Genomic DNA, 12,717 nt, shown 5'->3' with positions numbered 1-12,717 from the left:
GCGAGGCCGGGCGTCGCCCACGTGCCCCGCGTCCGCCCCGTACGCCTTAGGCTCGATGCCGTGGCACAGTTGCGCATCGCTCTCGCACAGGTGAACGGGACCGTCGGCGACCTCACCGGGAACGCCGACCTGATCGTCGAGTGGACCCGGCGCGCGGCCGGGCGTGGCGCTCATCTCGTGGTGTTCCCCGAGATGTTCCTCACCGGCTATCCCGTCGAGGATCTCGTCCTGCGCAAGTCCTTCGTCGACGCCTCCATCGAGACGATCGAGGCCACCGCGAAACGGCTCGCCGACGAGGGGCTCGGCTCGATCCCGGTGGTGACCGGGTACCTCGACCGGCGCGCGGACGTGGTGGATCGGGTCGGGCAGCCGGCCGGGGCGCCGCTCGACGCCGCCGCGGTCCTGTACGAGGGCCGCGTCGCGGTCCGTACGGCAAAGCACCATCTGCCGAACTACGGCGTCTTCGACGAATACCGCTACTTCATGCGCGGCGACCGGCTGCCGGTCCTCCGCCTGCACGGCGTCGACGTCGCCGTCGCCGTCTGCGAGGACCTCTGGCAGGACGGCGGGCCGGTCGCGGTGACCCGTGAGGCCGGGGCGCAGCTGCTCGTCGTGCCGAACGCCTCGCCGTACGAGCGCAACAAGGACGACGTGCGCCTGGAGCTGTGCGCGCGGCGGGCGCGGGAGGCCGGCTGCGCGCTGGCCTACGTCAACCTCGTCGGCGGACAGGACGAGCTGGTCTTCGACGGCGACTCGATCGTGGTGTCCGGCACGGGCGAACTGCTCGCCCGCGGCCCGCAGTTCGCCGAGGACCTGCTGGTGGCCGACGTGGAGCTGCCGGACGCGCCGGCGGAGTTCGAGCCGGGCGAGACGCCGGCCGACGCGCACGACGGCACCACCATCACGATCGAGCGGGTGTTGCTGTCGTCCACGCCGGTCCCGCCGTACGCGCCGGAGACCCCGCCCTGCGCCGAGCCGCTCGGCGACCTGGGCGAGGTGTACGGCGCGCTGGTGCTGGGCGTGCGCGACTACGTGCGCAAGAACGGCTTCCGCTCGGTCATCCTCGGGCTGTCCGGCGGCATCGACTCGGCGCTGGTCGCCACGATCGCCGCCGACGCCATCGGTCCCGACAACGTGCACGCGGTCCTGATGCCGAGCCGCTACTCCAGCGACCACTCCATCACCGACGCGGAGGAGCTCGTCAAACGGCAGGGCATCCACGCGCGTACGGTGCCGATCCGCGGCATGGTCGACGCGTACGAGGCCGAGCTGGACCTGACCGGCCTCGCCGCGGAGAACCTCCAGGCCCGGGTGCGCGGCAACATCCTCATGGGCCTGTCCAACGAGCACGGCCACCTGGTGCTGACCACCGGCAACAAGAGCGAGCTGGCCACGGGTTACTCCACGCTCTACGGCGACTCGGCCGGCGGGTTCGGGCCGATCAAGGACGTGCCGAAGGTGACGGTGTTCGCGCTGTGCGAGTGGCGCAACGAGCAGACGGCGGGGCTGCCCCCGCTCGTGCGCGCCTCCGCGACGCCGCCGATCCCGCGGAACATCATCGACAAGCCGCCGTCCGCGGAGCTGCGGCCCGGCCAGCTCGACACCGACTCGCTCCCGCCGTACGACGTCCTCGACGCCCTGCTCGACGACTATGTCGAGAAGGACATGGGCCATGACGCGCTGATCGCCGCGGGCCACGACCGCGAGCTGGTGGAGCGCGTGATCCGGCTGGTCGACGCGGCGGAGTACAAGCGGCGGCAGTACCCCCCGGGCCCGAAGATCACGCCGAAGAACTTCGGCCGCGACCGCCGCCTGCCCATCACGAACCGCTGGCGCGAGATCGCCGCCCCGAACACCGGCGACCCGGCGAGGGTCGGCAAGAAGCAGACCGCGACCGGCGAGTGAACTCCGTCCCCCGGACGGGTCGCCGGCTCCGTCCGGAGTCTCTCGCGTTCGCGCGACGGCGCCTCCCGCGACGCAGGGCGAGATCAGGACCTCCCACCGGTCCGCCGGCGCGGACGTCACATCCGTACGGGCGAGCAGGGCTTCGACCTGTGCCGGCGACCGCACCCGGGCCACCTCGTCGACGCCGGGGAGCCGGTTCGTCCGTCTCCGTTCAGAAGCTGTAGGACAGGAAGTCGATGCCCGCGCGCTCGAAGGCCTCCTCGCCGATGACCAACGTCTCGGGGCCGGGTAGGAAGTGCCCGCTGTGCCGGTTGATCATCACGGGGTAGCCGGGCAGCGCCGTCCCCATGCCGGCGGCGTAGACCTTCCCCCCGACGCCGGCGAGCACGGTGTGCGACATCTCCGTCCTCGGCTCGCCGTTGGCACCGAAGCCGGCGGGGATGACCCGCAGCTCAGGAGCCTCTCGTTCACCGGGGACGACGGCCCACTTGATCTCCGACTCACCGTGCAACGCGTTCATCAGGGTGGCCACCCCCGCACCCTCGTGCAGCGTCACCGGGGTGAGGCCGAAGAGCGCGGCGGCCCTCACCTCGCACTTCTGCTCCCGCAGGCTCCGGTTGTTCTCCCACAGCGGGTATGGCGCCAGGCCGAGCGGGTCGGCCGCCGCGGTCGGGTTGTGGACATAGGCGTGCGGGTTGGGTTGCGGCGTGATGCCGAGCGGGTCGGTGCTGTGGTAACGGCCGACCGCGGCGTCGTAGTAGCGCCGGTGGTTGTAGTCCAGGCCGGTCTCAGCGTCGTGGTACTGGCCCGGGAAGCGCAGGGGGCACGGGCCGGCCACGGCGTCGCCGCCCAGGCCGGCGCCCCAGAGGTTCGTCGCAGGCATCCGGACCAGGTCACCGGCCGTGTCGATGAGTTCCGCGGGCGACCCGGCGAGGTCGGTGACGATGGCGTGGAAACGCTCGTCCACCCAGCCGTCGGACCGCTCGCGTGCCGGTACCCGCTCGGCCTGGGTCAGGGGCTCGAACGTGCCGGGCCGGTGGTTCCAGGTGAGCGTCCGTGTCACGGTGCCGGTGCGCCGATGGACGGTGCGCGTCTCCTCGATGAGGACGGGACCGTCCCACCGGAAGTCGGTCCGCTCGACGACGCCGGCCGGGCCGGTGCACTCCTTGGCGACCCGCCGTCCGAGCGGGTCGTAGCGGTAGTTCCACCGCTGTCCGGCGGGTGTCGTCACCGACACGAGCCGGTCGCCGTCGCCCCACTCATAGGTCCAGGTCAGGACCTTCCCGGACAGGGTCCGTCGGCGCCGCCGCACCACCCGGCCCTGCGGGTCGTACTCGTAGTGCGTCCTTCCGGCCCGCCGGAGCAGGGTGGCGGTGTGGTCGCGCTCACCGACCGCGTCGTACGCGCCGTCGCCAGGCGACGCCGGCCAGACAGCGTCGGTGAGGTTCCCGGCCGCGTCGTAGGCGTACCGTTCGGTCCACCCGTCGGCCCGGACGGCGGTGACGCGACCGCCCGGGTCGAGGTCGAACTCGCGCGTACCGGACAGCAGGTCGGTAACGCCGGTGGGGTGCCCGTCGCCCCGGTAGCGGTAGGTGCGGTGCTGCAGGCGTCGGGCGCCGGATCCCTCCACCGGCGTCCCCCACAACGACTGCGCCGCGAGCCGGTGGTCGGCGCTCCACTGCTGCGTGAGAGCGACCTCGGGCCCGATCCGGCGCTCGACCTCCCGTCCGGCCGCGTCATGGTCGAAGCCGAGGGTCCGTCCCGCCGTGCGCAGGGCGACCGGCCTGCTCGCCGCGTCGTAGGCCCAGTGCGACTCGGCTCCGGTCGGCGTACGCCGCAGCACCCGCCGGCCGAGCGGGTCGTAGACACTGTGGACCGTGGCGCCGTCGCACGTCTCCGCGAGCACCCGGCCGAGCCGGTCGCGTTCGAAGGCGACCTCGGAGCCGGGGGCGCGCGCGTGGACGAGGCGGCCCGCCGGGTCGTAGGAGAACGCGATCACCTGACCGTCGGTGACCTGTGCGGTGATCCGGCCGAGCGGGTCTCTGGTGAGACGGGTGGTACGCCCGGCGCCGTCGGTGCGCGCGATCAACCGGCCGGTCGCGTCGTACTCGTAGCCCAGCCGCCGGCCGTTGAAGTCGATCTCCCGTACCAGGCGCCCGGCCGCGTCGTACTCGTAGCGCCAGACCAGGCCGCCGGACGTCGTCACGGACACGAGACGAGCCTCGGTGTCGTAGCCGAACTCCAGGCGGTTGCCGTCCGGTCCGGTACGGGCCGCGAGCAGGTCGAAGTGGGTGTACTCCGAACGCGTGACCCCGCCCGCGCCATCGGTGTGCGCGGTCGGGTTGCCCTCTCCGTCGTACACCCAGCGTTCGGCGGTCCCGCCGGGCAGGGTCCGCCAGGCGGGACGACCCTCGATCGTCCAGCCGTACCGGCTCACTCCGCCCACCGGGTCCGTCATGGCCGTGACCCGGCCGAACGCGTCGCGCTCATACTGGACCTCACCGCCGGCCGGATCGACGATCCGGACCGGCAGCCCGGCGGCGTTCGTCTCGATCCGGGTGGTGGCGCCGACGGCGTCGGTGACCGCCCGCAGATGTCCCCGTTCGTCGTAGGAGCAGTGCGTTGTGCCGCCGAGCGGGTCGGTCACGGCGACGAGATTGCCTCTCTCGTCGTACTCCTGCCGCCAGATCGTCTCCGCGTCCGCCCCGGTGACCTCCAGCGGGAGGCCGAGGTCGTGATAACGGCCGGTGATGCGGCGGCCGTCCGGGCGGGTGATCTCGATGACGTTTCCGGCGGCGTCGTACCGGTAGCGTGTCGTGTGGCCGCGCGGGTCCGTGCGTGCCAGCAGACGGTCGTAACGATCCCACTCCGCGGTGGTGCGGTGCCCGAGCGGGTCGACCTCGGCGACCACCTGGTGCGCCCCGTTCAGGTGGTACGTCGTGACGTGTCCGAGGGAGTCGGTGACCGTGGTGAACCGGCCGTCCGGATCATAGGTCAGCCGGGTGTCCAACAGGCCGCCGGAGCCCTCGCCCCGGACGGCGCGCCCACGTTCGTCGTAGCCGTAGCGGTACCAGTGGCCGTTGCGGTCGGCCCACGCCGTGAGGCGTCCGGCTTCGTCGTAGGAGAACCTCAGCGGCTCACCCGACCCGTTGGTGACCGCGACGAGGTGCCCGGCCTCGTCATAGGCGTACTGGACCAGTTCGGTGCTCTCGCCTTCGCCGGTCAGGAGCCGGAGCGCCCGTACCCGCCGGTCCGCGACGTCGACGGCGATCCGGTATCCGCCCGAGTGGCTGAGCTCGGTGAGTGTCGCCTCGTCGTCGTATCGCAGGTCGATCCGGTTGCCGTTGCGGTCGGTGATGGCGACGAGCGGCAGTGTCCGGGTGAGCGTCCCGTCGGACGACGCGAAGTGCATCGTGTGCCCGGCGTGGGGGTCGGTGACCGTGTATCCACCCTCCGGCCGCGACGACAGCGGCAGGCGTGCGCCCTCCACCGGCGACACGGTCTCGCCCGCCGCCAGGGCCGGGTACGTGAGGATCGCGCCGTCGGCGGTCGCCAGGGTCGCACCCGAGCCGTCGAGCTCCAGCCGCTGGTCGAGCGTTGACGCCCAGGTCGGCCCGAACAGACCGCCCGACCGATACGACGACACGTGGGTGCGGACCAGCGTCAGCGGCAGCACCCCGGCCAGCTCCACATCGGTCTGCTGGAGCACCACCTCGCCGGTGGCCACGTCGATCGGGTCCTTCGTCACCGTTCGTTTGGCGAAGGACCGTGCCTTCGTACGGAGGTCGCCCAGGTCGGTGACGGTGCGCAGCGCCCGCCCGCCGTCCTTGAGTGCGCCTCGTGAGGCCGCCGCGGGAGCCTCCCGCAGGAGGCCGCCCACCACGCGGAAGACTCCTAGGCGGCCGAGTGCCCTGCCGCCCGCCCCCAGAACCACCCTCGTCCCACCGACCCATCACCCGTTTCCCCGGTTCCGTCCCCGGACGATACGCGAGTCGTCCTTCTCGCGCGTTCCCGAAGTCCGGATCCTGAAGGTGGCGGTCAGAGGTGGAGCGCCTCGCCGGGCCAGGACTCCAGGACGCGGTCGCCGTCGCCCGGCAGGTCCACCTCGCACCAGACGACCTTGCCCTGGCCCTCCAGGCGAGCGCCCCAGCGCTTGGCCAGCCGGTGCACCACCTGCAGGCCCCGGCCGTTCTCGTCGTCGTCGGCCGCCTGGCGGGCGCGCGGCAGCGCGTCGGAGCCGTCGCGTACCTCCAGTACGAGGGTGCGGTCGAGCAGCATCCGCAGGCCGATGTCGCCCGTGGCGTACCGCAGGGCGTTGGTGACCAGCTCCGAGACCAGGAGTTCGGCGGTGAAGGACAGCTCGTCCAGCTCCCACGAGCCGAGCGTCCCGCGCACTCGCCCGCGCGCCTCGCGCACCGCCGACGGCCGGGCCGGGAGGGTCATGGTGACCACGTGCTCTTCGGGGAGCCGCCGCAGCCGGGCGATGAGCACGGCGATGTCGTCGCGCTCCTGGTCGGAGTACGCGCCGTCGAGGGTCGCCTTGGCGAGGTCCTCCAGCGGGCTGAGCAGCGCCTCCGGCCCGAACACGCGCCGCAGCCGCAGCAGGCCGTCGTCGATGTCCTGCCCGCGGTTCTCCACGAGCCCGTCGGTGTAGAGGACGAGGATGGAGCCGTCGCCGATCGTGAACTTCCGGGTCTCGATCATGCCCTCGCCGACGCCGAGCGGCGGCGCGGGCGAGACGTCGAGGAACTCGCTGGTGCCGCCCGGCCGGAGCAGCAGCGGCGGCAGGTGGCCGGCGGAGGCGATCTCACACGTGCCGTCCGTGGCGTCGTACACGGCGTACACGCAGGTCGCGAAGGCGGGCTCGCGCTCGCCGATCCCCCGCATCAGCGCGTCGACCTGCTGGAGGCCTTCGGCCGGCGACAGCTCCAGGTTGACGATCGTCTGCAGCGCGGTGCGCAGCCGGCCCATGGTGACGGCGGCGCGGACACCGTGCCCGGCGACGTCGCCGACGATGAGGGCGACGCGCCCGCCGGGGAGCGCGATGGCCTCGTACCAGTCGCCGCCGACCTCGATCAGCTGGTTGCCCGGCAGGTAGCGGTGGCGGATCTCGACGCTGGACGGCGCGGTGAGCCCGGTGGGGAGCATGCTGCGCTGGAGCGTGAGCGCGGTGGCGCGCTCCCGGCTGTAGCGGCGCGCGTTGTCGATGTAGAGGGCGGCGCGGGCCGCGAACTCCATGCCGATCTCGACGTCGTACGCGTCGAAGGGGCGGTGCGCGTCGCTGCGGGTGCAGACGATGAACCCGAGCGTCGTGCCCCGGGCGATGAGGGGCAGCAGGACCATGGAGACGCCGTCGAGGAGCCGGCCGACGGGAGGCCGCCGCCAGGCCCGCGCGATCGCGCGCGCGGCCTTGGTGTCGAGGTGCGGTTCGAGGACGGGCGCGCTGGTGGCCATGCAGCGGACGTACGGCGTGCCGGGCGGGTAGGCGAGGACCTCACCGGCGGGGAAGGCCGCGCTCCAGCTGGGGAAGTCGTTGTCGGCGGCGACGGCCAGCCGGTGCAGGATGGCCGTGCCCTCCGGGGAGAAGGAGGGGACCTCGTCGGCGCCCATGATGCTCTCGCGGATGAGCACGCCGGCGGAGTTGCAGAAGTGCGGGACGATCACGCCGGCGAGCTCCTGCGCCATCTGCTCGAGATCGAGCATCGCGCTGATGCGCGGCAGCGCGTCCTCCAGCAGCGCCCAGCGCATCAGCGCCGGGTCGGTGAAGCGTTCCAGGTCCGTCACCGCGACCCGGATCATCATCAGGCCGGAGTCGCCGTCGCGCCCGTGCATCGGCACGACCGTGACCACGGCGTCGCGGGGGTCGCCGTCGTCGAGGACGCTGAGGACCGCGGTGCGCTCCTGGCCGGCGCCGAGGGCGTCGAGCAGGCCGGTGAGGGTCTCCTTGGCGTCGGTGGAGAACAGGCCGGCCGCGTCGGTGCCCACGATGTCCTCCGGGGCGCGGCCGACGACGCCGGGGGCGTTCTGGCCGCACTGCAGGATCTCACCGGAACGGCCGATGCCGAGCACGAGCGTTCTCGCCGAAGAATCGGCCATGGCTGACGAACCCTTCCGTTGTCCCGCTGTTCGGCGCCGCCGCGCACCCTTGCTGTGGGTCAAGTATGTCGAGTTGGCCGCTAAATACGAGACAAATCGCAATTGTCGACTGCAGACTGCGAGAGCATGCTCACCAGTTGATCACACATCCGAATGTCCCGTCACACGCATCGGCGAGCCGCACCGTTCACCGGATCGCCCTACCCGTATCACCACTCGCAGGCGGATGAACACGGAACAGCGTCCTCCGGCGTGAGGAAGCGGCGGCCCGGCCTGCCGGTGGACGCCCTGCCGCCGCCGTACGGGCCGGGGCTCAGCGCGCGGCGATTCCCGTCATCAGGGCGTCGACCACCCGGGCGGCGAAGTCATCCGGCACCGGACCCGCGCCGAACGCGCGGGCGCGCTGGGCCAGGGCGCCCATGATGAGCCAGAGCGCGGTCTCGACGTCCAGGTCCGGCCGGAGCTCCCCCGCCGTCACCCCACGCCGCAGCACCGTGCGGATCACGTCGCGCCGGGGCTCGATGACCTCGCGGGTGAACCGGGCCATCAGCTCCGGATACCGCTCGGCGCCGCCCATGATGCTCCAGTAGCAGTCGAGGCGCTTCTTGTCCGTCTTGTTCGACACGAAGGCCTGCGCGATGGCGATCAGATCCTCGCGGACCGACGCGCCGACGGGAGCCGGGAACGGCTCCTTCAGCGCGGCCAGCGCGTCGATGATCAGCGCCTCCTTGTTCGGCCAGCGCCGGTAGATCGTCGTCTTGCCCACCCCGGCGCGGGCGGCGACGGCCTCGATGGAGACCCCCGCCACGCCGCCCTCCTCGGCGAGGAGGTCCACCGTCGCCTCGACGATCGCCTTGTCGGCGCGCTCGCTGCGCGGGCGGCCGGGTGGCCGGGCCGCCCCCGCCGGTCTGCCGGAGCTCACCGAGCCCTCGGAGCCTCCGGCGCCGGGCGACCCCGCGGCGACCTGAGCGGGGAGGCGTTCACGCGTCTGACTCATCGCGGATCACCGTCTCACACCTCGATCGGCTCTCGCTCCTCGGCCGAGACCTCGAAGCTCTCCTCCTGGCTCTTACCCGGCATCCACCGGAGTACGACGAGCGCTCCAAGGAGGGCGACGGCCGAGGAGATGGCGGACGTCACGTGCATGGCGTGCACGAAGGACTCGTGCGCCGGTCCCAGGAGCGCGCGGCCCGCCGGGCCGAGCTTCTCCGCGACGCCCGCGGTGGCCCCGATGGACTCCCCCGCGGCCCCGCGCAGGCTCGCGGGCAGCGCCGTCAGATGCGGCTTCATCCCCGAACGGTAGAGCGAGGTGACCAGCGAGCCGAGGACGGCGACGCCGAGCGCCACCGCGACCTGCCGGGCGATGTTGTTGATCGCCGAGCCCGAGCCGGCCTGCTCTCGGGGAAGCACCGACATGACCGCGGTGGTGGCCGGCGGCATGACCATGCCCATGCCCGCGCCCTGGACGAAGAACGTGATCTCGAGCAGCCAGATCGGACTGTCCACGGTGGCGGTCACGTGGTAGCTCAGCAGGGCGGCGGCGACCATGATCAGTCCGGTCGCGGCCACGCGCCGCGCGCCGTACCGGCTGACGAGACGGGCGCTGCGCGGCGCGACGAGCAGCTGCCCGACCGCGAGCGGGATCGTCAGCAGGCCCGCGCCCAGCGGGGAGTACCCGCGCACGCTCTGCACGTACAGCGAGATGAACAGCACGACGCCGCCGAGCGCGAAGAACACCAGCGCGATGGCGCCGACCGAGGCCGAAAGCCGGCCGTCGCGGAAGAGCCGGACGTTGAGGGACGGGTGCTCGATGCGGGTCTCGTACCAGCCGAACACCGCGAGGAGCGCGACGCCGGCGAGCACCGGGCCGTACACCTGGGGCACGAACACCGCGGCCTTCTCACCGCCCTCGATGATGCCGTACGTCACGAGGACCAGGCCCGCGATGGACAGCAGCACGCCACCGAAGTCGATCTTCATGCGCTGCCCGCGCGACTCGGGGACGACCAGGGCGATGGCGATCACGCCGACGATGACGATCGGGACGTTGATGAGGAAGACCGAGCCCCACCAGAAGTGGTCGAGCAGCAGCCCGCCGAGGATCGGGCCGAGGGCGATCGCGACGCCGACGGCGCCGGCCCAGATGCCGATGGCGCGGCCGCGCTCCTCCGGCTCGAAGACGTTCGCGATGACCGACAGCGTCTGCGGCATGACCGCCGCGCCGCCGAGGCCCATGGCCGCGCGCGCCAGGATGAGCTGGTCGGGCGACTGCGCGTAGGAGGAGACCAGCGACGACAGGCCGAACAGCGCCATGCCGATGATCAGCATCCGCTTGCGGCCGATGCGGTCGCCGAGCACGCCGAAGGTGAACAGCAGGCCGGCGAAGACGAGCGTGTAGGAGTTGATCGCCCACTCGAGCTGGCCCTGGGACGCGCCCAGGCCCGCACCGGGGTCGGCGATGGTCTTCAGTGCGACGTTGAGGACGGTGTTGTCGAGCACGACGACGAGAAGGCAGACGACGAGGACGTACAGGATCGTCCAGCGCCTTCTGTGGATGGTCTGCGGATCCATCTGACCCTTCAGGGATTCGATACGAGTCTGTCGCGTATCTGAACACCGCCGAGCACGGATCTCTTCCCGATCGATACGCAACGGTCCCGTTTCGCTATGAACAGGGAAATTTTCGGGGGTGTTCCGGCCGTTGCGCGCGTGTAATCATTCGGTATGTCCGGGGACGCCAGAGCGGCGCCTCGAGGCTGGAGGTATCGATGTCTGCATCTGAAAGTCGGTCGACCGTGCCCGTCGGGCTCTACGGCGGCCAGACCGGACGCCGCGTCACCGTCCGCGACCTCGCGGCGGCCAAGGAACGCGGCGAGAAGTGGCCCATGCTCACCGCGTACGACGCGCTGACCGCGCGCGTGTTCGACGACGCCGGCATCCCGGTGCTGCTCGTCGGCGACTCCGGTGCCATGGTCGTCCTCGGCTACGACTCGACCGTGCCGGTCACCGTGGACGAGCTGCTCCCCCTGACCGCGGCGGTCGTCCGCGGCACGTCGCGCGCGCTGGTCGTCGCCGACCTGCCGTTCGGGTCGTACCAGACCGGTCCGGAGGAGGCACTGCGCAACGCGACGCGCTTCCTCAAGGAGGCCGGCGCCCACGCCATCAAGCTGGAGGGCGGCGAGCGCGTCCTCCCGCAGGTCGAGGCGATGGTCGCGGCCGGCATCCCGGTCATGGCGCACCTGGGCCTGACGCCGCAGTCGGTGAACGTCTTCGGCGGCTACCGCGTCCAGGGCCGCGGCGAGTCCGGCGAGCGCCTCATGGCCGACGCCAAGGCTCTGGAGGCCGCGGGCGCGTTCGCGGTCGTGCTCGAGTGCGTCCCGGCGGAGCTGGCCGAGCGGGTCACCGCCGCCCTGTCCATCCCGACCATCGGCATCGGCGGCGGTGCGGGCACCGACGCGCAGGTCCTCGTCTGGCAGGACATGGCCGGGCTGACGCCGCACACCGCCAAGTTCGTCAAGAAGTACGCCGACGTCGCCGGGGTGCTGCGTTCAGCGGCCCAGGAGTACGCCGAGGAGGTCGTCTCCGGCGTCTTCCCGGCGCCCGAGCACTCCTACCGCTGAGCCGCCTACCGCTGAGTCGGTCGCCCGCCATCCGTGATCATGCAATAGGTTCGGTATAACGCATGATCACGGAGCGGGCGCTTCGGCGCCGCATGACGCCGGAGGACAGACGCGACATGACCCTCTCCCCAGGGCCGCCACCGTGGCCGATCCCGCCGTCGTGGACCGTCACGCCGCCCCGGCGCGCCACCGCGACCACGGATCCGCCACCGCCCGACACCGGCACGGCTCCGCCGCCCGCGTCGGCTCCGGCGCCGGTGGAGCAGGCCGCGCCGCGCCGCACGATCGTCCTGCTCACCACGGACGAGTCCACGGCGCGTGACGTCCCGGGCGTCGCGGTCGAGGCCCGTACGCCGCCGGCACCCGCCGCGGGCTTCGCCGGCGTGTACGCCCTGGCGGACGCGGCGGCGCGGGCGTTCGCCGACGGCGCGCAGGGCGTCGTGATCGTCCACGACGATGACGCGCTCGACGAGACGGCCTGGGCCCTCGACGTGCTGCACACCGGCGAGGCGCCGCTCGTGCTCGCCGCCGGTACGGCCGGGGCCGTGGACCTGGCGGACGCCCTCAGCGTCGCCGCAGCCGCACCGGCCGGCTCCGGCTGCCTGGTGGTCGCGCACGGCGAGATCCACGCGGCGCGGTACGTCCGGCGCACCGGCGCGCACGCCTTCTCCTCGCCCGGAGCCGGCCCGCTGGGCCGCGTGACCGCCGGATCGGCACGCCTGCAGTGGCGTCCACCGGAGCGCCTGACCGTACGCGGCGGCCCGGCCGCCGACCGCACGCCGCACGTCGGCCTGCACACGGCGGTCCTCGGCGACGACGGCGAACTGCTGGGCGCGCTGGCCGAGCGCTGCGACGGCCTGGTCGTGGCGGGCGGGCCGCTGGACCCGATCGCCGGGACGCTGGCGGCCGCCGCGTCCCGCATGCCGGTGGTCCTCGCCTCCCCCACGGGCCACGACGCCTTCACGACGACGTCCCTGGACCCGCTGAAGGCGCGCGTCCTGATGCACCTGCTGCTCGCCGCCGGCCGCGACCACGACGCGATCCTGTCGGCCTTCGCCGCCGCCGAGCACCCGGGGCCCGTCCAGCTCTGACCGCG

The 12,717-nt window shown here is 72.5% G+C and carries 7 protein-coding genes; 3 read left to right on the top strand and 4 right to left on the bottom strand.

Features of this window, described 5'->3' with window-relative positions; genetic code table 11:
- Nucleotides 1-60 precede the first annotated feature (60 nt).
- On the top strand, nucleotides 61-1,905 hold the full coding sequence (locus ACQEV1_RS18345) for an NAD+ synthase (protein ID WP_433394825.1): 1,845 nt from the start codon (nucleotides 61-63) through the stop codon (nucleotides 1,903-1,905).
- A gap of 211 nt (nucleotides 1,906-2,116) precedes the next feature.
- On the opposite strand, the gene ACQEV1_RS18340 is transcribed toward ACQEV1_RS18345, so the two are convergent.
- The 4 genes from ACQEV1_RS18340 to ACQEV1_RS18325 form a co-directional block, all read right to left on the bottom strand.
- Entirely contained in the window at nucleotides 2,117-5,788 is a 3,672-nt protein-coding gene (locus tag ACQEV1_RS18340) for a DUF6531 domain-containing protein (protein WP_433394824.1), read from the bottom strand.
- A gap of 155 nt (nucleotides 5,789-5,943) precedes the next feature.
- Entirely contained in the window at nucleotides 5,944-8,001 is a 2,058-nt protein-coding gene (locus ACQEV1_RS18335; protein WP_285617137.1) for an ATP-binding SpoIIE family protein phosphatase, read from the bottom strand.
- Between the two features lie 313 nt (nucleotides 8,002-8,314).
- Nucleotides 8,315-8,998, bottom strand: a complete 684-nt coding sequence (locus ACQEV1_RS18330) for a TetR/AcrR family transcriptional regulator (RefSeq protein ID WP_285617139.1) — start codon at nucleotides 8,996-8,998, stop codon at nucleotides 8,315-8,317.
- Between the two features lie 14 nt (nucleotides 8,999-9,012).
- Nucleotides 9,013-10,572, bottom strand: a complete 1,560-nt coding sequence (locus ACQEV1_RS18325; RefSeq protein ID WP_285566965.1) for an MFS transporter — start codon at nucleotides 10,570-10,572, stop codon at nucleotides 9,013-9,015.
- A 197-nt stretch (nucleotides 10,573-10,769) separates the two neighbouring features.
- Here ACQEV1_RS18325 and panB point away from each other — a divergent pair, with 197 nt between their 5' ends.
- Both panB and ACQEV1_RS18315 read left to right on the top strand, forming a co-directional pair.
- Nucleotides 10,770-11,621 (top strand): 3-methyl-2-oxobutanoate hydroxymethyltransferase, encoded by an 852-nt coding sequence (gene panB / locus ACQEV1_RS18320; protein ID WP_285617141.1) that lies wholly within the window; start codon nucleotides 10,770-10,772, stop codon nucleotides 11,619-11,621.
- Nucleotides 11,622-11,737: 116 nt separating this feature from the next.
- Nucleotides 11,738-12,712, top strand: a complete 975-nt coding sequence (locus ACQEV1_RS18315; protein WP_433394823.1) for an asparaginase domain-containing protein — start codon at nucleotides 11,738-11,740, stop codon at nucleotides 12,710-12,712.
- The last annotated feature ends 5 nt before the right edge of the window (nucleotides 12,713-12,717 follow it).

The organism is Actinoallomurus sp. CA-142502 (genome assembly GCF_050936355.1).
Classification (GTDB): domain Bacteria; phylum Actinomycetota; class Actinomycetes; order Streptosporangiales; family Streptosporangiaceae; genus Actinoallomurus; species Actinoallomurus iriomotensis.
This window is presented reverse-complemented; position numbering and strand designations above follow the sequence as displayed.

Bases quoted from the DNA above. Each gene is read 5' to 3' on its own strand.
- ACQEV1_RS18330 (WP_285617139.1), bottom strand. From the start codon at position 8,998: ATGAGTCAGACGCGTGAACGCCTCCCCGCTCAGGTCGCCGCGGGGTCG.
- panB (WP_285617141.1), top strand. From the start codon at position 10,770: ATGTCTGCATCTGAAAGTCGGTCGACCGTGCCCGTCGGGCTCTACGGC.
- ACQEV1_RS18315 (WP_433394823.1), top strand. From the start codon at position 11,738: ATGACCCTCTCCCCAGGGCCGCCACCGTGGCCGATCCCGCCGTCGTGG.
- ACQEV1_RS18335 (WP_285617137.1), bottom strand. From the start codon at position 8,001: ATGGCCGATTCTTCGGCGAGAACGCTCGTGCTCGGCATCGGCCGTTCC.
- ACQEV1_RS18325 (WP_285566965.1), bottom strand. From the start codon at position 10,572: ATGGATCCGCAGACCATCCACAGAAGGCGCTGGACGATCCTGTACGTC.